This is a genomic window from Bacteroidia bacterium (assembly GCA_033391075.1).
In the GTDB taxonomy this organism is placed as follows: Bacteria; Bacteroidota; Bacteroidia; order J057; family J057; genus JAWPMV01.
Map to the genome: position 1 here is coordinate 296,267 of JAWPMV010000001.1, position 21,324 is coordinate 317,590.

General features: G+C 42.3%; 18 protein-coding genes. 10 read left to right on the top strand and 8 right to left on the bottom strand.

What is annotated here, in order from left to right; all coding sequences use genetic code 11:
• The first annotated feature begins 13 nt into the window (after positions 1-13).
• From cutA to R8P61_01195, 6 genes are all read left to right on the top strand, one after another.
• On the top strand, positions 14-340 hold the full coding sequence (gene cutA / locus R8P61_01170; GenBank protein MDW3645656.1) for a divalent-cation tolerance protein CutA: 327 nt from the start codon (positions 14-16) through the stop codon (positions 338-340).
• Positions 341-345: 5 nt separating this feature from the next.
• Entirely contained in the window at positions 346-819 is a 474-nt protein-coding gene (locus R8P61_01175; protein ID MDW3645657.1) for a GNAT family N-acetyltransferase, read from the top strand.
• A 250-nt stretch (positions 820-1,069) separates the two neighbouring features.
• Positions 1,070-3,454 carry a S46 family peptidase gene (locus tag R8P61_01180; protein MDW3645658.1) on the top strand — a complete coding sequence of 795 codons (2,385 nt, stop codon included), beginning with the start codon at positions 1,070-1,072 and terminating at the stop codon, positions 3,452-3,454.
• Positions 3,455-3,627: 173 nt separating this feature from the next.
• Positions 3,628-5,850 carry an NADP-dependent isocitrate dehydrogenase gene (locus tag R8P61_01185; GenBank protein MDW3645659.1) on the top strand — a complete coding sequence of 741 codons (2,223 nt, stop codon included), beginning with the start codon at positions 3,628-3,630 and terminating at the stop codon, positions 5,848-5,850.
• A gap of 219 nt (positions 5,851-6,069) precedes the next feature.
• Complete coding sequence (gene lepB, locus R8P61_01190; GenBank protein MDW3645660.1) at positions 6,070-7,593, top strand: signal peptidase I; 1,524 nt, start codon at positions 6,070-6,072, stop codon at positions 7,591-7,593.
• A 34-nt stretch (positions 7,594-7,627) separates the two neighbouring features.
• Complete coding sequence (locus R8P61_01195; GenBank protein ID MDW3645661.1) at positions 7,628-7,975, top strand: hypothetical protein; 348 nt, start codon at positions 7,628-7,630, stop codon at positions 7,973-7,975.
• A gap of 310 nt (positions 7,976-8,285) precedes the next feature.
• Here R8P61_01195 and R8P61_01200 read toward each other — a convergent pair whose 3' ends face one another.
• A complete protein-coding gene (locus tag R8P61_01200) occupies positions 8,286-9,164 on the bottom strand; it encodes a hypothetical protein (protein ID MDW3645662.1) in 879 nt (292 codons plus the stop codon).
• Positions 9,165-9,564: 400 nt separating this feature from the next.
• On the opposite strand from R8P61_01200, the gene R8P61_01205 reads away from it, so the two are divergent.
• Complete coding sequence (locus R8P61_01205; protein MDW3645663.1) at positions 9,565-10,149, top strand: M23 family metallopeptidase; 585 nt, start codon at positions 9,565-9,567, stop codon at positions 10,147-10,149.
• A gap of 140 nt (positions 10,150-10,289) precedes the next feature.
• Entirely contained in the window at positions 10,290-11,939 is a 1,650-nt protein-coding gene (locus R8P61_01210) for a hypothetical protein (GenBank protein ID MDW3645664.1), read from the top strand.
• A gap of 6 nt (positions 11,940-11,945) precedes the next feature.
• On the opposite strand, the gene R8P61_01215 is transcribed toward R8P61_01210, so the two are convergent.
• From R8P61_01215 to R8P61_01235, 5 genes are all read right to left on the bottom strand, one after another.
• Positions 11,946-13,490: an acyl-CoA carboxylase subunit beta gene (locus R8P61_01215; GenBank protein ID MDW3645665.1), complete on the bottom strand. Its 1,545-nt coding sequence runs from the start codon at positions 13,488-13,490 to the stop codon at positions 11,946-11,948.
• An 80-nt stretch (positions 13,491-13,570) separates the two neighbouring features.
• On the bottom strand, positions 13,571-14,362 hold the full coding sequence (locus tag R8P61_01220) for a pseudouridine synthase (GenBank protein ID MDW3645666.1): 792 nt from the start codon (positions 14,360-14,362) through the stop codon (positions 13,571-13,573).
• The gene (gene scpB, locus R8P61_01225; protein ID MDW3645667.1) at positions 14,355-15,089 is read right to left on the bottom strand and encodes an SMC-Scp complex subunit ScpB; all 735 of its coding nucleotides are present in this window, start codon (positions 15,087-15,089) and stop codon (positions 14,355-14,357) included. The genes R8P61_01220 and scpB overlap by 8 nt, the downstream gene beginning before the upstream one ends.
• A 102-nt stretch (positions 15,090-15,191) precedes the next feature.
• Positions 15,192-15,686: a DUF1573 domain-containing protein gene (locus tag R8P61_01230; protein MDW3645668.1), complete on the bottom strand. Its 495-nt coding sequence runs from the start codon at positions 15,684-15,686 to the stop codon at positions 15,192-15,194.
• Between the two features lie 270 nt (positions 15,687-15,956).
• Positions 15,957-16,547: a TetR/AcrR family transcriptional regulator gene (locus tag R8P61_01235; GenBank protein ID MDW3645669.1), complete on the bottom strand. Its 591-nt coding sequence runs from the start codon at positions 16,545-16,547 to the stop codon at positions 15,957-15,959.
• Between the two features lie 314 nt (positions 16,548-16,861).
• Between R8P61_01235 and R8P61_01240 the strand changes: the two genes are divergently transcribed.
• Entirely contained in the window at positions 16,862-18,070 is a 1,209-nt protein-coding gene (locus R8P61_01240) for a parallel beta-helix domain-containing protein (GenBank protein ID MDW3645670.1), read from the top strand.
• Between the two features lie 88 nt (positions 18,071-18,158).
• Here the strand turns inward: R8P61_01240 and R8P61_01245 are convergent, their stop codons facing one another.
• A complete protein-coding gene (locus tag R8P61_01245) occupies positions 18,159-18,725 on the bottom strand; it encodes a thymidine kinase (GenBank protein ID MDW3645671.1) in 567 nt (188 codons plus the stop codon).
• 165 nt (positions 18,726-18,890) lie between these two features.
• Between R8P61_01245 and R8P61_01250 the strand changes: the two genes are divergently transcribed.
• Entirely contained in the window at positions 18,891-20,552 is a 1,662-nt protein-coding gene (locus tag R8P61_01250; GenBank protein ID MDW3645672.1) for an AMP-binding protein, read from the top strand.
• A gap of 88 nt (positions 20,553-20,640) precedes the next feature.
• Here the strand turns inward: R8P61_01250 and R8P61_01255 are convergent, their stop codons facing one another.
• On the bottom strand, positions 20,641-21,318 hold the full coding sequence (locus R8P61_01255) for a hypothetical protein (GenBank protein ID MDW3645673.1): 678 nt from the start codon (positions 21,316-21,318) through the stop codon (positions 20,641-20,643).
• Positions 21,319-21,324: the final 6 nt, after the last annotated feature.

Below are 21,324 nucleotides of genomic sequence, written 5' to 3' on the forward strand. Positions count from 1 at the left end.
TTATATTGCTTCAATGGAAGCCCGTTTTATTTACATCACCTGCAAAGATAAAACAGAAGCACTTAGTATTGGAAGACTTTTGTTAGTTGAGAACCTGATTGCCTGTGCAAATGTTATTGAAGGGATGACTTCTATTTATCGATGGGAAGCTAAAGTTGTGGAGGATTCGGAGGTCATTTTGATCGCCAAATCAGAAGCTTCCAAAGTCCCGGAACTGATAGAGAAAGTAAAAACTGCGCATTCTTATAAGATTCCTTGTGTCGTCTCTTTGCCAATAAAAGAAGGCAATCCTGACTATATTGCCTGGATCGGAGACGAATTGCAGATCGAAAGCAAATAATACCTATGATACAAATTCGAAAAGGAGGACCGGAGGATATTTCCGCCGCCTTTAATCTGGTCAAAGAACTGGCCATTTTTGAAAAAGCTCCCGAACAAGTAATTACTTCAGAAAAGATATATACCGAAGATGCCTTTGGAGGAGATAATCCCTGGTTTGAATTCTTTGTAGCCGAAGAGGAAAAAGCCGGTATTGTCGGCGTTTCAATTTTCTATTTTGGATACTCAACCTGGAAAGGGCGTATGCTCTATTTGGATGATTTGGTAATCGATGAAGCGCATCGTCGAAAAGGCATAGGAAAAATGCTGCTGGATCGAATGGTAGCTTATGGCAAGGAAAAAGGAGTCAAGCAAATGCGTTGGCAAGTTCTCGACTGGAATACGCCTGCCATAAAGCTCTATGAGAAAGTAGGAGCTTCCATCGAAGATGAGTGGTTGGATTGTAAGCTTTCGAAGGAGCAGCTGGAGGCTTGGGAATAGAGAAGTGTTTTAGTGCGGTAGAGTTGTAGTTTGCTTCGATTAAGCCAACAACAACTGCAACACTACAAAACTATAACACCTCTTCCCATTTTTCGCCGTTCTCGATGGCTCTTTGGCAGAAAAGCATAGGCCATAGCCTATACTTTTTGTATCTTCGGCAGATTTTATCGTCTAATTATATAAAAGAGAGCAACTTACCTATTAGAGCATTGCTCGCGTTTAAAACACAGATAAACAAATCTCTAAACTTATGATGAAAAAGTTCTTAGCCGGCATATTTGTATTGAGCCTGCTTATGGGTCAATCCATTTTTGCCCAGGAAAATCCTACTCAACTTCGTACCAAATCTGATAATGACGGGATGTGGTTACCGCTAAAAGCGGCGGAGTTGAATTTTGAGGATATGAAGAAGATTGGGTTCGCACTCCCTGCAGATGAAATATACAATGAAAATAAAGCGAGTCTGGAAGACGGGATCGTTAAGCTGAATGGCGGAAGTTGTACTGCAGAAATGATCTCTTCTAAAGGTCTCATGTTAACCAATCATCACTGTGCTTATGATGCAATTGCTGCATTGAGTAGTGAAAATGATGACTACCTTACGGATGGTTTTTGGGCTTACAAGATGGAAGAGGAATTGCCTGTTGAAGGAGGATCCGCTTCTTTCCTGATTCGTTCCGAAGATGTAACGGCTCAGTTGATTGGTGAAGACGGAGAGCCTGTTGATGATATCGACGCCAAAATGGAAGAGATCATCCAGGAAGCCATGGATGGGAAAGATCCCGAATTTTATGAAGCAACTATCGAAGAAATGTTTCACGGAAGTGAGATGTACCTCTTCGTTTATAAAACTTATACAGACATCCGTTTGGTAGGTGCTCCTCCTTCTTCTATCGGAAAATTTGGAGGAGATACCGACAACTGGATGTGGCCACGTCAAACGGGAGACTTCTCCTTGCTACGTGTATATGCGAGTGCTGATGGAGAAAACAATCCTGCAGCATATTCTCGCGATAATGTGCCTTATCAGCCAGATCATCATTTCCCCATCTCTTTGAAAGGGGTTGATGAGTTTGATTATTCCATGATCATGGGATATCCCGGAACGACTACCCGTTACCTGACTTCTTCTGCCGTACAAATGGCAGTAGACCAAAGCAATGCGGATATGTCTCGTCTATTGGGAATCAGAGCGAAAGCGATGAAGGCCGAAATGGATAAAAGTGATGCAGTACGGATTGCGATGGCTTCCGATTATGCAAGCATCATGAATTATTATAAATACTTACTGGGACAAACTACCATGATGAATCGCTATGATGTGGTAGGCGAAAAGAAAGCAGAAGAAGCTGAGTTCCAGGCATGGGTAGATGTTGATCCGGATAGAAAGAACAAATATGGCGGCGTTCTCAAAGAGATCGATGAGCTGCATGAAGGATATAAAGATGCTGAGCGCTTCATGAATTACCTGAACTATGGCGCCTTCCAGTCTCCGGTTGTGATTTATGCCTATCAATTCAATCCTGTATTGGGGGCTATCATGTCAGGAGATGAAGCTGCCAAAGGAGAGGCTATCGAAAATGCGAGAGCCGGAATGGATGATCACTTTGGTTCGATCAATGAAACCCTTGAGAAAAGAGCCATGACAGAAATGCTGGTGAGCTTCTATCGCGATATGCCTGAAAATCTACAACCTGGATTTATTGCACAAATCGCTTCTACACCAGTTGAACTGAAAATGGAAGATTTGCCTCCTCCTCCGCCTATGGAATTTGAGGAAGAAGCATCCAAAAAGAAGAAGAAAAAGAAAAAGAAGAAAAAGAAGAAAAAGGGTAAAACAGCCATGGCCAGTGCAGAGGTGCCAGAGCCCGTAAAGGATATGGCTCCTGAGCCTGTTAAGGCAATGGTAGAGAAAACACCCGAAGAGAATATTGCTAACTGGGTAGATGATGCTTTTGCGACTTCTATTTTTGCGGACAAAGATCGCTTTTCAGCTTTCCTTGATAATCCTGATGTAGAAGCTGTTCAAAATGATCCTTTTATGGGCATGCTGGGTGAAATGATCGGAACTTTCCGTAACAAATTTGCCCTGCCTTACCAGAGCTTTGAATTCAAGATCAACGAACTACGTAAAACCTATGTAGAAGGAATGAGAGAAAAAGATGCGGAGATGGCTTATTATCCGGATGCAAACTCGACCATGCGTATGACCTATGGTCGCATCCTGGCTTATGAACCACGTGATGGCGTATTCTACAACTATTACACGACCCTTGATGGAGTAATGGAAAAAGAAGATCCTTCCAGCGAGGAGTTTGTTGTTCCTGCGAAGTTGAAAGAACTTTGGGAGAAAAAGGATTATGGACAGTATGCCAATGAGAATGGTGAGCTGGTAACCTGTATCCTGAGTAATAATGATATTACTGGTGGTAACTCCGGTTCTCCTCTGCTAAATGGAAATGGAGAAATGATTGGAGTGGCCTTTGACGGCAACTGGGAATCCATGGCGAGTGATATCCATATCTTCCCCCAATTCAATCGTACGATCTCTGTAGATATTCGCTACGTATTGTTTATTATTGACAAGTTTGCAGGCGCAAGTCGTCTGATCGAAGAAATGGATATCCGGAAATAATCGGATTACATATATAAGAATTACAAAAAGGCACAAGGCACAGGCTTTGTGCCTTTTTGTATATAAGAAATAGACTGGCCTCTTAACAAAAAAAAGAGTACTTTCGCAGCTTGAATCTACGGCAATCAGGCCGTGAATCTGAGTACGTTACAAAAATCATTTTACCTATAGAGATGGCAAAAATTATTTATACAAAAACCGACGAAGCACCCGCACTCGCCACCTATTCATTGTTACCGATCATACAGGCTTTCCTTGCGCCCGCAGGTATAGCTATTGAAACGAGAGATATATCACTTGCCGGACGTGTTTTGGCAAAATTTCCAGAATACCTGGAAGAAGGACAACGCATCCCTGATGCCCTGGCAGAATTGGGAGAACTGGCCAAGACTCCGGAAGCCAATATTATCAAACTTCCCAATATCAGTGCTTCTATTCCACAGCTTATTGCAACCATTAAAGAACTGCAGGCAAAAGGATATAATCTTCCTGATTATCCCGAAGAAGCTGAAACGGATGAGGAGAAAAAAATCAAAGCGACCTACGATAGTGTAAAAGGAAGTGCTGTAAATCCCGTGCTTAGAGAAGGTAATTCGGATAGAAGAGCTCCCAAGGCCGTAAAAGAATATGCACGTAAGAATCCTCATTCTATGGGTGCCTGGTCATCATCTTCCAAAACCCATGTAGCTACTATGGGCAAAGATGATTTCCGTTCCAATGAAAAATCTGTAACTATCTCTGGAGCAGGACATGTAAAAATAGAGCATGTAGCTGCCGATGGTTCTGTAAGTGTATTGAAAGAAAATATCGCATTGCAGGCAGGAGAAGTGATTGATGCTACTTTCATGAGTAAAAAGGCATTGATGGCCTTTCTGGATAAAGAAATTGCGGATGCCAAGAGCCAGGATGTTTTGCTTTCTCTCCATATGAAAGCTACCATGATGAAGGTCTCTGACCCGATCATTTTTGGACATGCAGTAACTGTCTTCTTCAAAAATGTATTCGAAAAACATGCAGCAGTATTAGAGGAGCTTGGAGTGGAAGTAAATAATGGATTCGGAGACCTCGTTTCCAAAATTCAAAGTCTTCCTGCCGATAAGAAAGCCGAGATTGAAGCTGACATCCAGGCAGCCTATGCCAATGGTCCTGCTCTCTCCATGGTAAATTCAGATAAAGGAATCACCAACCTTCATGTACCTAGTGATGTGATCATTGATGCCTCTATGCCAGCCATGATCAGAAACTCTGGCCAACTCTGGGATAGCAATGGAGATACCCAGGACACCAAAGCGATCATTCCGGATAGCAGTTATGCCGATCTTTATCAGCAGACAGTAGCTTTCTGTAGAGATAATGGCGCTTTTGATCCTACTACCATGGGTACTGTACCCAATGTAGGCTTGATGGCCCAAAAGGCAGAAGAGTATGGATCTCACGACAAGACCTTTGAGATGGCAGCTGATGGGACAGTAAGAGTAGTAGACCAAAATGGTACCGCCTTGATTGAGCATACTGTAGAAGCTGGAGATATTTGGAGAATGTGTCAGGTGAAAGATGCTCCTATTCAGGATTGGGTAAAGCTGGCGATTAGCCGCGCAAGAGCAACCAACACACCCGCAGTATTCTGGTTGGATAAAAATCGTGCACACGATTCCGAATTGATCAAAAAAGTAAACGCTTATCTGCCAAATCACGATACTAGTGGATTGGAAATACATATCATGTCCGTTGCAGAAGCAACTGCCTTTACCCTTAAAAGAACCAAAGAAGGAAAAGATACCATTTCTGTAACCGGTAATGTCCTGAGAGATTATCTGACGGATCTTTTCCCAATATTGGAGCTGGGAACCAGTGCAAAAATGCTTTCTATCGTTCCCCTCATGAATGGTGGAGGCCTTTTCGAAACAGGTGCCGGAGGTTCAGCTCCCAAGCACGTGCAGCAATTCAATAAAGAAAACCACCTTCGTTGGGATTCTTTGGGTGAGTTCCTTGCATTGGCTGTTTCTTTGGAACATTTGGGTACTAGTAGCAACAATCCCCGTGCGCAAGTCATTGCTGATGCACTGGATACTGCAACCGGTCAATTGCTACAAAACAAGAAATCACCTTCTCGTAAGGTAAATGAACTCGACAACAGAGGAAGTCATTTCTACCTGGCAATGTATTGGGCAAAGGCACTTACTGCTCAGGATGCTGATGCAGAACTGAAAGCTGCTTTTGCTCCAATCGCTGCATCATTGTCAGAAAATGAAAGCAAAATTGTGGAGGAACTGAACGGAGCTCAGGGAGTTGCCATGGATATCGATGGTTACTATTTCCCGGACGAAAAACTCGCTTCAGCTGCGATGAGACCGAGCCCTACCCTCAATGCGATCCTCGAAGGACAAAGGGTTTAAAAAAAATGATGAAGATCCGGCAGTCGAGTTCATCGGTCTGCCGGATTTTTTTCATAGAAAAATTGCCTGTAAGACGAGATTATTTACCAATATTGGGTTCAATTTCGTTATTCCGAAAGGCTTTGTAATAAAGAGGGGCTTAAATCGACCTATTTAAGGGTTTACTATCCCGATGGAATTTTTAACTTTGCATACTCTCATCATTATCAACTAAAATACATGGATACAGGTGCAATTATCTGGATTGTGGTGCTAGGGGCACTCTGGCTTGCGACGACGATCGGACAATGGAAATTATTTGAGAAGGCAGATCAGCCAGGTTGGGCCGCCCTCGTACCCATCTATGGTTGGGTAGTATGGCTCAAGATAATTGGGAAACCCGTGTGGTGGGTTGTTCTGATGTTGATACCCGTAGTTGGGACCTTAGTCTCAGTTGCAATGGTGATAGAACTTGCCAAGTCTTATGGCAAATACAAATTGAAAGAACATGCAGGCTTTTTGATCCTGCCTTTCTATACCTGGCCCAAAGCCGGATTCTCTGATTCAGTAAAATACCTGGGACCACCTGATACACACAAGCGAATCCCCAAGAAATCCCAATTGAGAGAATGGGGAGATGCACTTCTATTTGCAGGAGTTGCCGCCCTGATCATCCGTACCTTCTTCATTGAAGCCTTTATGATCCCGACCAGCTCTATGGAACGGACCCTCATGGCAGGAGACTTTCTCTTTGTGAGTAAGTTTCACTACGGAGCGCGGATGCCCATGACCCCATTATCTATCCCTTTCATCCATAACAAAATCAAAGTAGGAGACTTTATTTCTCCTTCGTATTCTGAATTGATTACCCTTCCATATATGCGGATACCCGGTATAGAGGAGGTCGAAAGGAATGACATTGTCGTATTTAATTTCCCCGCACATGATGTACAGGATCTCGGTGATGGAGCCGGATTGGTGGATATCGTGAGTATGAAAGAAAACTACATCAAAAGATGTGTGGGAGTAGCGGGAGATGTACTTGAAGTGAAACGCCAGCAGATCTATATCAATGGCGAAAGAGGTTGGAATCCTCCCAATATGCAATATGAGTACCTGGTTGAGACCAATGGTCAGTCTTTCAATCAGAAAAGGCTCAATGAATTAGGCTTTAGAAAATATGTGCCGGGAAATCCTGAGAGAAACAGGAATGCCAACTTTATCCCAGCTAATAGTCCCCGTCTAAGCGGACATAATGGCTATGTGGTGCTTATGCCGGATTCTATTGCTCAAATCCTGGAAAAATTCCCCAATGTGGTCAAAGTTGATACGGTGACTGCCAAGCCCGGCAGGTTTAACAATAACCGACCTATTTATCCTAAAAAGAATAACCTGAGTGGAGAACTCTTTCCGTTCAATATGGATAACTATGGACCCATCACCATTCCTGCCAGAGGAATGACGGTGGACCTCACAGATAAAAACCTCTCTGTATACTGGAGAATTATAGATGTCTATGAGGGACATGACCTTGAGCAAAAAGGAGGGAAGGTATATATCGATGGATCAGAAGCTACCACCTATACCTTTGAAATGAACTATTATTGGATGATGGGGGACAACCGCCATAATTCTGAGGATAGCAGAGTCTGGGGATTTGTACCGGAAAATCACATAGTTGGTCGGCCCTTATTTGTATTCTTCTCCTACGAGCCTGATTTTGGGGTAAGATGGAATAGAATAGGAACTAAATATGTACATTGAGTAGAAATTCAAAAAGAAAGCAACTACCCAATACATGGATTTAGACGTTAATAGTCGCTGGGCTCTCTTTGAGGAGCAGGTCCAGGAACATTTCGGTAAACAAATGAATCTGGAGTCGATTCTCTTCTTTATAGGTGTAAGAGAATTGGGGGAAAGGCCCCGTCCCTTTACCAAAGAAGAGAAAGTGGATCTCATGCACATTGCTATTTGTCGGCTCTTATCTCAATCAGGTTATTATAAACTCTCTCATCTCGATCAGGATGGATGGCCCCATTGGGACCTCCTGAAACCGCTTCCACATCAGGACATTTTTTCTCAGGAATACTTACTTCGGGAACACATTTTAGTTTATGCCGATGAAGAATCTTTATTCCAGGAATAGGAGCGAGTGACTAAGTTGGGGGTAAATATCTCATATGAAAGAAAGATGAAAATTGGACTTGATATGCAGAGGTTATGAATTTTAAAGAAAAAACTACTATTTTAGTAGTGCCTCATCTGTGCAGCTACCATTAGATCAAGACCTAAGTACACACTGAATTCTTTCGGGGAGAGAATCCGTTATGATCACGGGCTCACGTACACTGATATTTTTTTAAACCATGAATACCCTGAATCTCATGTCTAATGAGTTCAGTAAGAATTATTTAGCTTTTCCCATAGGAGTCGGATCGTTTTGACCGGCTCCTTTTCTATTTTTGTATAAAGGCAACTGCTGTCAGATATTTTCCATCCGGACTTACAGCAAGTCGGTAAAAGTCTCCGATCCCCAAATCTCCCAGATCAGACCAGCCTTTAGTTGCATTTTCGGGATCAAATACGAAAAGATGTCCCTCCTTGCCCATAAAAATTTTCCCATCAGGCGTCCAGCAATAATCTTCCTTTCCGCTCAAGGTTTCAGTAAGGGTCCTAAGTTCCCCACTAGCGCTGTCCCAGGATCGAATCAACCAAGAATCTTCTTCGCTTTTATCTACAAAACTTACCAGCTCTGTACTCGGTATGGTATGTATACTACGGCCCAGATTGAAATCAAAGCCTTCGAGCTTTTGAGATTTCACCTTTGTATATTTTAAGGTGTTGGGGCTACCAAGGATGAACATGGCGAGATGACCCTTCTTATACCAGGTATAATAGCCAATAGGTTGGACCTTTGACATCAGTAACTTTGCCTTCCCGTTTTTCAGCGAGAATTTCCACAGTCTTTGTGTCTTTCCATCGGCTTCCACTCGCACCACAGAAAAAGCTTTGCCTCCGGGCATGATTTTAGGGGAGTACTCGCTGGTAGCAGGAGTATTGCAGATTTGTATTACTTCTTTGGTGTCAAGGAAGTATCGAAATATATCTGCCTGCTCAGCTCTAATAGACGTGTACAAAATACTTTTACTGTCGGGGCTAAAAGAAGCCTGGTTATCATAACCTTGCCTATCTGTAATATTGCGAGGGTTCTCCAGGCGAGGCTGCTCTCCGGAAAGGTCCAGATCCAGTAGATATATATCGGTGGCTGTTTGGGAAAAAAGCTTCGAAAAAAGGCAAATGAGCAGAATTAGGCTGCTGTAAATTTTGAAATTCATGCGTTCGTATTTTGAAGGTTCAGAGACAATTAAACGGCTAAAGAATAACAATAGTAATTTTTTTCAAAAACCTTTTCATTCTTACACCGTAAATAGGATTTGTTCTTTGAATAATCGAATTATCCCCATTTTTGCAAAATGGGACATATAGTTCTAAAGTGCTGAATATTATATAATTAGCCATATTACTTTAATGTTTAACAAACCTCTTACGTACGAATTTGAACAGCTAAGGCTTCGATTTGGGGAATTTACTCACATTGCCTTTAGTGCTTAAAGAATTCTTTATACTTTCGTACGTTGAATTTTTGGGAACAATAAGCTATTCGTTTTATTCCAGATTTCAGAAAAAAGTTCGATTAAGTATCATCGAATTTTTCGGAGGTTTAAACAGTTTTATATGAAAAACTACCTAATGAGTGTTACAGTGCTAGCCATCAGCGTATTTTTCATCGTAACTGGGAATTTGAAAGCGTCTTTCTTTAACACTTTTTCCAAAAACAGCCTTGCACATGAACACGAGCATGTTGTAAAGATGAAAGTACAACAGGCACATTTAAGAACCATCGATCCCTTTGACATAGACATTGTCCCTACAAGCCGTCCTATACCTGACGGTTTCCCCCTGGCCAGTGTTTATGGCATGAGAAAGCATCCTATCTTAAAAGTAAATAGAATGCACGCGGGCATCGATTTCGCAGCACCAGCGGGTACTCCCGTTTTGGCAACTGCAACCGGAAAAATAGGGAAAGCGATTTTCAATCCGGACAGGAGCAATTACGGCAAACACATTGTGATTGATCATGATGAGGAGTACAGTACATTATACGCGCATCTATCCGGCCTGGTAGTGGATTTCGGACAGATCGTAGAAGAAGGTGATACCATTGGATTTGTAGGGAGTACCGGTATGAGTACAAGCGCTCACCTTCATTATGAAGTTATATTTGACGGTCTAAGGGTAGATCCGGAAGATTACTTCTAAGGAAAAACCAGCTACGATGAGCTGATGGCAAAAAGCACAAAAACCGACTTATTTTGATAAGTCGGTTTTTTTTATCCCTTTTGTTAAGTCCTGCAAAAGCTCATGCCTGCCTAAACCATAAATTTTCTTAGCTTTGCCCTGTGAGGGCGAAAAGAAATATAGGTGCGCTTTGTATCCTCCTCTTTCTATGGATCATGAGTTCCTGTGGCCTGGAGGAAGCATCTCTGGGAGAATCCGAGGAGCTAAATCCGCCCTCTCCCCCTGCTCAAAAAGTAAATCAACTGCAACGCTTGCACTTGCTTCCCCTCGAGCCCTTTCAAGAAAAAATTCCGGAAAAATATGTGGATGTCTTTCGCCTCTTTAAAAAGGCGGCTGAAGAGATGAACACGATTTTTTGGATACAGGCCTATGGGGATAAAGAAGAATTATTCTCTCAGGTAGAGGAAGATAATTTGCAAAATTTACTGGAGTTGAATTATGGGCCCTATGATCGCATGAATGCGAATGAAGTTTTGCTGCCCGGTATTCCACCCAAGCCGGCAGGAGCAAACTTCTATCCTCCGGGTATGACTTCGACTGAATTTGAGCAACTTCCCGAGGCTTACAATAAACTCACCCTAATAAGGCGTGATGAGAATAGAAAACTCGTCGCCATTCCCTATGTTGAAGCATTTGAGAATCCCCTTAAGGCTGCCGCTGCGGCTTTGAGAGAAGCTGCTGAACTGGTGAAAGAGGAAGACTTTAAAACCTTCCTCAAGGAGCGCGCCCTTTCCCTGGAGTCAGATCATTATGAATATAGCGATGTGCTTTGGTTGGATCAATGGAAGCAGGAACTCGATATCCTGATTGGACCTATAGAAAGCTATGAAGATGCTTTAAAAGGGATCAAATCATCCTATCAGGCCTGTATTGTCCTGAAAGATGAAAAGGCAAGTAGCAAGGTAGGGGAGTGGGTGAAATTGCTGCCTAAGCTGAATATGGAGTTGAAACGAGAATTGAGGTATGAAAAAGGGCGACTACCTGAGGCTGCCAGTGTGGGGGTATATGATGCCCTTTACTTTTCAGGTTTGTTCAATGCAGGTTCTAAAAGTATGGGCTTAAATGCTCCTCACTTTACCTTACCTGCTGAAGTAGATATAAGAGGAAAGAGGAGATTGATTCTGAAAAATATAGTAGAGGCAAAATATCAGTATATCACTTTGCCCATAGCAGAAAGACTCTTGAAGAAGGAGCAACTTCCTTTGTTGACGGAGGATGCTTTTTTTCAATATGTCCTCTTTCATGAGCTTTCGCATGGTTGGGAACTTCCAGCATTTGAACGGAAGAATAGAGACCGGAGCATACAGGAAAATCTCCTGGAGTATGCATCTTTACTGGAAGAAGGTAAGGGAGATATCCTGGGCCTATACATGATCATCAAGGCGTACAAACAGGGCCTGATCAAAGAAGGGAATTTGGAGCAGCACTATATTACTTCTCTGGTAAATACGCTGAGAGCTATCCGTTTTGGGAGGAACAGCGATCATGCCATCGCCAATGTGATCCGCTTCAATTTCTTTATGGAGAAAGGTGCCTACTATTTCGATGAAAGTAGCCAAAAGTTTGGCGTAAAAACGGAACTTGTAGAAAGTGCCACACGTGATTTAGTAAACAAAATTCTCGATATACAGGCGGAAGGGATATCAAATACAGCCATGCTGTTTAAGCAAAGATATGGCCGACTGCTATATCAGTATGAGAAGATCATTGACCTTCACCAGGACATTCCCATAGATCTCAGGTTTGAATAGGAAAAGCTAGAGAGGAATATTCCCATGCTTTTTTCTCGGCAATTGCTCAGCCTTGTTTTCCAGCATCTCAAAGGCCCGAATCAGCTTCTTACGCGTATCTTCCGGTAAAATTACCTCATCCACAAAACCTCTGGCTGCAGCCCGATAAGGGTTTGCGAATTTTTCAGTGTACTCTTCTACTTTCTCGTCCAGTTTTGCCGCAGGATCATCTGCATTTTTAATCTCCTTACGGAAAATGATCTCGGCTGCACCCTTGGGACCCATTACGGCAATCTCAGCGCTGGGCCAGGCATAGTTCATATCAGCCCCAATATGCTTGGAGTTCATCACATCATACGCGCCACCATATGCTTTACGGGTAATAACCGTTACTCTGGGAACGGTAGCCTCGGAGAAAGCATAAAGCAATTTGGCTCCATTGGTGATAATAGCATTCCATTCCTGATCCGTTCCCGGAAGGAAGCCGGGTACATCTTCAAAAACCAGAAGAGGAATATTAAAAGCATCGCAAAAACGAACAAAACGTGCGCCTTTGGTTGAAGAGTTGATATCCAATACACCGGCCAGAACTGCTGGTTGATTGGCGATAATCCCGATACTCCTACCTGCCAATCTGGCAAATCCTGTCAGGATGTTTTCCGCAAAATCTTTATGTACCTCAAAGAAAGAATCCTTATCACATACTAGCTTGATTACCTCCCGCATGTCATAGGGCTGGTTGGCCTTCTCAGGTACAATACTATTTAATTCGGCTATGGCTTTTTCAGGATCTCCTTCGTGAGGAATAGACAAAGGTACTTCTTCACAGTTTTGGGGGACATAACTCAGGAGTCTTTTGATGTTCTGGATACATTCCCATTCATTGGCGCAGGTAAAATGGCTGACACCACTCTTGCTTCCATGCGTTATAGCCCCCCCCAGCTCTTCGGAGGTAACTTCCTCATGGGTAACGGTCTTTACTACATTTGGACCTGTTACGAACATATAGGAGGTGTTTTCCACCATCATCACAAAGTCAGTGATCGCAGGACTATAAACAGCTCCACCTGCACATGGTCCCATGACAGCAGAAATTTGAGGGATTACTCCTGATGCGCGGGTATTTCGGTAGAAAATATCTGCATAGCCTGCCAGAGAAACTACGCCCTCCTGAATTCTGGCACCTCCGGAATCATTCAAGCCAATAACCGGGGCTCCGTTTTTCATCGCCAGGTCCATGATCTTGCAAATCTTCTCTGCATAGGTTTCCGAAAGAGAACCTCCCATGACGGTAAAATCCTGACTGAAAATGTAGACCAGTCTGCCGTGGATTTTTCCATATCCTGTTACGACTCCATCGCCTAAAATTTTTTGATTTTCGAGGCCAAACTCTGAGGATCGGTGGGTAACGAATTTTCCAATTTCTTCGAAACTGCCTTCATCAAGGAGAAGGTCTATCCTTTCGCGAGCGGTGAGTTTGCCTTTGGCATGTTGCTTCTCGATACGATCGGCTCCTCCTCCGAGGAGCGCTTCTTCATTCTTCTGTTGGAGGATGTCTTCCTGCTTGATCATGGTCAAAATAAATTAGGTCTTGCAAAGATAGGAGTTCGTTAGTAATCTCCCGCTTGCTTTGTTTAATTTATTTGGTGAGCCTAAATCATTTTCAGGAAAGCGACTTCCTTATCGCTCAAGCTTCTGAATTTTCCTCTTGGAAGGTTCTTTTTGGTCAGGTGGGCAATTGAAACACGATCGAGACCTACCACCTGATATCCCATATGCTCAAACATGCGTCTGACAATGCGGTTTCTTCCGATATGAATTTCAACTCCTACTTCATCTCTTTCCTTTCCAATCACATAATCAATCTTATCTACTTTTGCAGGTCCATCTTCCAACTCGATTCCTGTTAGAAGTTTTTCCATATCTTCTTCGCTTACTTCTTTATTCAGACGGACGTGGTAGATTTTCTTGACCTTGTGAGAAGGGTGCGTCATTTTCTTTGCCAATGCACCATCATTAGACAATAGTAAAAGGCCTGTTGTATTTCTGTCTAGTCTGCCTACAGGAAAAATTCGTTCATCTGTAGTGTTTTTTACAATATCCAGAACCGTTTTCCTACCCTGAGGGTCATCGGTGGTCGTGATGGTGTTTTTAGGCTTATTGAGGAGGATATAGACAAATTTTTCAACCCGTAGTCGTTTGCCTTTATATTCAATGACATCATTAAAGGGATGGACGCGCATCCCCATTTCCGTATTTACTTCTCCATTAACTTTGACCTCACCTGCAGAAATAAGTTTGTCTGCATCTCTGCGGGAGCAAACGCCTGCCTGCGCGATGAAACGGTTCAGGCGAATCGGTTCAACGGGCTTTTTTTCCTTTTGGGGGCCAGATTTTTTTTCTGTCTTTTTGGGAGGCAACTTGCTTTTAGCAGGGTCAATCACCTGCTTGTTCTTCCGGGGCTTCCGTTTCTTCTGGCCCACTTCCTTCCAGAAGGGCTTCTCCGTTTTCTTTTGGTTCTGCTTCGACTTCGACTGTTTTCGCTTGCTCATTTGATTCTTCCTTCTTATCTAATTGGTGCTGACGGAAAAGTTCCAGATGTTCTTCTTCCAGTTGCTCAAACTCTTTGAGCTTGGGAAGATCAGACATATCTTTCATCCCAAAATACTGCATAAAATAGGGACTGCAACCATATAGTAAGGGTCGCCCGGGAGCTTCGGCACGTCCAAGAATACTTAGGAGCTGTTTCTCCAGAAGTTTTTGAACAGCATAATCGCAATTTACCCCACGGATAAATTCTAATTCCGACTTGGTAATAGGTTGGCGATAAGCAACTATAGCCAGGGTTTCTAAAGCAGCTTTGGATAGTCGCTTTTTGTTTTTTTGAAGGCTGGCCTTTTTGACAAAGGGGAAATAGGTCTTTTTGGTAAAGAACTGATAGCCTTCAGCAATATGGCGGATTTCGAAGGGATAGCGCTCATCCTTGTATTTTTCAATAAGAGCATCAAGGATCTCCTGCAATTGCTCTTTCTTCAATTCAAGGCTGGCAGCTTTATCTTCTGCATTTCCATCTTCTCTGGCTTTCAGACTTGTCAGGAGAAAGTCTGGCTTTACCGGTTGCTCGGCAGTAAAGATGATGGATTCTATGATATTACTAATGTGCGGGTCCAAGGACAATAATTTTCACAAAAGTAACAGCTTGAAGGATATGCTACAATAAAAAAAACTTGCGCATCCGAAAATGCACAAGTTTTTATATGTTTTTACTTAATACTACTGAGCAGTATTAACTTCACCTTTCAGTCTCAGGTTAATGGGCTGAAACTCGTCTCCGAAGCGAACAGTGATAGACTTGCTGAATACTCCAGGGCTAGCAGCATTGTAAGTAGCTTCTACAAAACCTTTTTGTCCAGGAAGAACAGATCCAGTTGTGTAGTTAGCGGCAGTACAACCACAGCTAGGCTTAACATTAGATATTGTCAAAGGAGTATCTCCGTTGTTTGTGAACTCAAAGCGGTGAGTTGCAGGTACTGACTGAGGAATTTGTCCAAAGTCATGCAAGTCTCCATCAGCTTCCCAGCTAACTGCAGGAGCAGCAGCGGTAGCAGGAGGAGTTACAGGTGCTGCATTTACAGGTGCAGGAGGAGTTGCAGTTGTATTTGTGCTGGTAGCCGCCACAGTGGAAGATGTATCAGCAGCTTTTTCCTGCGTACAAGCAGAGAAAAGAACAAAGCTTGCAAGAGTGATTAAAACAATGAGATTTCGCATAAGAATTAACATTAAAGCTCGATTTCTAAATTTCTAATTTAAATGAATTGCTATAGTGAAAACGAGATAATTTCTGTTGTGTTTCAAAAATAAGGCTGAAAGCGGTATATATGCAAGTTTATTTCACGCAATATCCCTTTCCTACTGCAAGCTTTGCAGGAAAATCTTCAAGTTTAAACATTGAATCCGGTTTTAGGGCAGGAAATAAGTTATGGGAATAAAGTCCCATTTTTGTTCAGGAAGAAGTAGGCGTGATAATCCTTCCTGATATTAGGCAAAAAGCCCACTCAAAACACCTTTGAGAACTTCTGCTCGTTTATCAGCATCGTCTCCATCTGGTTTGAGATTGTAGTAAAAATTATAACCTTCTATAATTGATACCATTTTTTCAGCAGCCTGGCTAGGGCTATCGACCTTTATAACTCCTGCTTTAGAAGCCTGGCCAATTTCATCAGTGAGTGTTTCTAAAATGCCATCATAAAGGGCATTGAATCTTTGCTTGATCTCGGGCATCCTGAGAGCCAGTGTATAAAAACTAAAGAACACTGTACTATTCATGATTCTATCCCATTGGATTCTGGAACTCACATCAATGACATCCTCCCACCGTTCTGCTGGGTCTGTAACTTTGGAAAAGTCCGGAAATAGTTGAGCCGAATAGGTGGACACAATGTGGTCCATCAATCCTACTACCATCGCATCTTTCGTGGAGAAATAGTGGATCAGCAAACTTGGATTTACATCCATACGTTTTGCGATCTTTGCTATGGAGGCCCCTTCAAAACCTTCATCTATGATAACGTCATAGAAATGAGACAGAATTTCCTTTTGCCTGACTTTTGCCTTGCTTTTTCTTCCCATGTAGCTTGTGCTTTATGTATGATCAGTCATACACCTCATTTAAACAACCATTCAGTATTTCAATTGATAACTTTCAGTTATTCAATTAGTTGCAACATAGGTTTTTTTGAATAAAATGAAAAAAATGATTTATAAATAAGCCTTTCCGATGTTCGGATTTTTATAAAATTGTTTCTTTTCACAAGTATCAAAAACTACCTCAAATGCAGGTATATGTTGAAATTTACGTAAATTAAAGGCTATATCTTTTAAATTCCTCTTTACAAACAAAATATTTTTTCTGCTCAGAAGAGTTTTTTAAATAATTTTCCAAAATGAAAATATACTTATTACTACTCATTTCTTTTTTCGGTATTTTCTCGATTTCGGTGGGTCAAAATGCAGTAGAAAAAGAAATTCAGACTCGTTTAATTCTCGCTGAAGATGGCGAACGTATTCAAATCCCTGAAGGCACACATTCTATATCAAAAACCCTGAGCCTGGATGAAAAGACCAATGTAATCATTGAAGGAGCGGGTATGGACAAAAGTACGTTGACATTCAAATCCCAAAAAGAAGGTGCTGAAGGCCTGCGGATTACCAATTCAAAAAATATTATTATCCGTAACCTGACCATCCAGGATGCTTCTGGTGATAATATAAAAGCCATGAATGTAGATGGCATTAGCTTTGAAAATGTAAAGGTAGAGTGGACCGGAAAACCTAAAAAGACCAATGGAGCGTATGGCATCTATCCGGTTAGCTGTAAGAAAGTCCTGATTGATGGATGTGAAGCTATTGGAGCAAGTGATGCCGGAATATATGTCGGACAATCGCATGATATTGTCGTAAGAAACTCCAGGGCTTATCGCAATGTGGCAGGTATAGAGATAGAAAACTCAACATTAGCAGATGTTTATAATTGCGAAGCAACCGAAAATACCGGTGGGATACTCGTTTTTGACCTCCCTGACCTTCCCAAGAAAAAAGGAGGCAATGTGCGTGTTTATAAAAACAAGGTCTATAACAATAACTATAAGAACTTCGCCCCCAAAGGAAATATCGTAGGAACAGTACCTCCCGGTACAGGTATCATGATTTTGGCTACCAATAATGTGGAGGTCTATGATAATGAGATAAGCAATAACCGGACAGCAGGTACCTCAATTGTGAGTTATTTTATGTCTGAGAGGAAAATCAATGATAAGGAATACTATCCTTATCCAACCGGCATATACATTCACGATAATTCCTATGAGAGAGAGAGAAAGCGTCCTACCTTTAAAAGTAAAATAGGGCTCCTCTTATTTTCCAAATTCAAAAAAGATGTACCAGATATCCTCTATGATGGTATCATTGATCCTGAAACCCTGAATGCAGATGGAACTGTAAAAGATGAATACAAAATCTGTATTGTAAATAACAAAGGAGCAAAATTTGCTAACCTGGATGCTGAGAATGATTTCAAAGGAATCAGCAAGGATATGGCACCACATGATTGTGGTTGCGAGCCCTTGAAGGCTCCTACGGTGGTGAGTAGGTAAAGAAAGTGTTTGCGTGTTAGGGTGTTTGTGTATTAGCGTTAAGGCCTGATTGCTAACACCCTAATACTCAAACACCCTAATACGTCTTCTACTCCCCAAAAAAGCAATGCCTGCACCTGGGCTCATAAGCATCCTTTTCCCCTAAAACTACTGTATCCTTTTCTTCTGTAAGTCGATAGGAGAAATTTGCCAGACTCCCACATACCTGGCAGATTGCATGAACTTTGGTTACAAATTCGGCCATGGCGAGTAATTGAGGCATGGGACCAAAGGGCTCAGCCCGAAAATCCATATCCAATCCTGCGATAATCACCCGTATGCCCTGATTGGCAAGATCGCGACTTACTTTTGCGATTCCTTCATCGAAAAATTGGGCTTCATCTATTCCTACTACATCCATACCCGAAGCCAGCAAAGGAATTTGCTGAGAAGAATTCACGGCTCTTGAGGGAATGGAGTTTTGATTATGAGATACAATATACTCTTCACTATAACGGGTGTCGAGTGCGGGTTTGAAAATCTCTACCTTTTGATTGGCAATCTGGGCTCTGCGCATTCGGCGTATCAGTTCTTCGGTCTTGCCGGAAAACATACTCCCGCAAATGACCTCCAGCCAACCTGTACGCCTGTTAGCAGAATTTACTTCTATAAACATCCTGTGAAAATAAGCAAAGTATAGTCATAGCATAAAACGAATTGAGATTCTTTTATTGGATAAGCCCCTTGATTTTTTTTACAGCTGCTACATTCCAGCATTTACCGAATTGCAAGGCCACTTTTGCCTCTGTATATTTATGCTGGAAAAATATTAATTCGAAAAATGGAAAAGAAAATCTGGCACGATAAATACCCCGCAGGAGTTTCGGTTGAGGTAGATGTTACTCGCTATCAGTCCGTCGCTCAAATCCTGGATGAATGCTTCGAAAAGTATGCAGATCAAACGGCCTATATAAATATGGGTGCAAGTCTGACTTTTGGAGAGGTAGATAAACTTTCCCGGGATTTTGCGGCTTATCTACAAAATCTGGGACTGGAAAAAGGAGACCGTATTGCCCTGCAAATGCCCAACATCCTTCAATATCCCATCGCTCTTTTTGGAGCCGTACGTGCTGGACTGATTGTCGTGAATACCAATCCCCTTTATACGGCAAGGGAGATGAAGCATCAATTCAAAGATTCCGGGGCAAAAGCCATCGTAATCCTGGACAATTTTGCTTCTAAGCTGGATGAAATAATCTCAGATACTGATATAGAGCATGTCATTCTTACTCGTTTAGGCGACTTGCTGGGCGGCTTTAAAGGCTTTTTGACAAATTTTGTGGTGAAATACATCAAAAAGATGGTCCCCGCTTATAGTTTGCCTACAGCTACTCCCTTCAAGCAGGCTTTGGCCATAGGATCAGACTGTCGCTTCCTTCAGCCAGAAATCAAATCTGAGGATGTCGGCTTTCTCCAGTATACTGGAGGTACAACAGGTGTTTCCAAAGGTGCTACTCTTTCTCATGGGAATCTGGTAGCCAATATGCTGGTGATGGAAGCCTGGAACGGTGGCCTGCTTCAGGAAAAAGAAGAGATTATCATTACAGCTTTGCCCCTCTATCATATTTTCGCCTTTACCATCAACTGCCTGGCGATGGTCAGCGTAGGAGGGACCAATGTCTTGATTACAAATCCCCGTGATATGAAAGGATTTCTCAAGGAAATCAGTAAGTATAAATTCACAGTAATTACCGGGGTAAATACCTTATTTAATGGAATGCTCAATCACCCGGGCATAGAAGAAGTTGATTTCTCGAACTTGAAATTAGCTGCTGGAGGAGGAATGGCCGTTCAGGTTGCTGTGAATGATGCCTGGAAAGCTAGGACGGGCAAACCAATTCTTGAAGGCTATGGACTCAGTGAGACTTCTCCGGTTTTGAGTACGAATCCCAATGATGGCACGGATCAAATCGGAACCATCGGAGTACCCATTCCTAATACGGATATGAAAATATTGGATGATCAGGGAAATGAGGTGGCGATAGGAGAAAGAGGCGAGATTTGTGCAAAAGGTCCTCAGGTGATGAGAGGCTATTGGAACAAACTGGATGAAAATGAAAACTACTTCTTTCCGGGAGGCTGGTTCAGAACAGGAGATATTGGCATCATGCGGGAGGACGGATTCTTCAAGATTGTAGACAGAAAGAAGGACATGATTCTTGTTTCAGGTTTCAATGTCTTTCCAAACGAAATTGAAGATGTAGTAGCGCATCACCCGGGAGTATTGGAAGTAGCAGCTATTGGAGTTCCGGATGAAAAATCAACAGAAGCTGTAAAGATATTTGTGGTAAAAAAAGATCCTGCTGTAACGGTTGAGGACCTTCGGGCTTATTGTAAAGAAAACCTTACGGCTTATAAGGTTCCCAAGCATGTGGAGTTTCGGGATGAGCTTCCAAAGTCAAATGTCGGCAAGATTATTCGCCGAAAGCTGAAGGAAGAGTAAAAGGAAAAGGGCAGGCCACACATCTACCTGCCCTCGATCATTCCCCAAGATGAAAAAGGGATCAAACATTAAAAAGCTAAGCTATGCTTTAGTCCTGGCTGCAGCTATCTTTTAAGGCTTGCAACTCAGTTCTGTCATTTACCGTTTGAGTTGTACCATCTTCCAGTTCCACAGTGATCGGGAATACCAGGCTAGGACGATCTGTTGAACCTGGATTGTCTGCTTTCCACTGACGGATTTCCTGTTTGAGTTCCTGACGATCAGCTACGCTTACTACCGTAGAATCTGGAAATTCTATGCTTACCGGGAAAGTCAGACTGAAGCAACGATCTGCGCGGTGATTGCGACGATGGCGTCTTCCAATGTAATCTCTCACACAACTCAGCAAGAGTCTTCTCAATTCGGACTGTTCAGTGATGGTTATCATTGTACCATCATCCTTAATTACATCAAATGGGAAGTTCAAAGAGGGACGTTCGAGTGAATCGGTGGGATTATTCTGGATATAATTTCTTAATTCTGTCCTCAATTCATCATAGTCATTTACCGTAATAGTATTGCCTCCAAGTGTGATATCAATTGGAAATACAAATTCAAAGCAACCAAAACGTCCACATGCGCTAGCATCATGTAGGGCAGTAACTCCATCAGTAACATAGTTTTCAACTACAGACTCATTAAGTACTACGTCTTCTTCACAAGCTACAAAAAGACCCATCGCAGCGATGAGGATAAGCAAATAGGTTTTTTGAAGGAGATTAGTCATAATTTT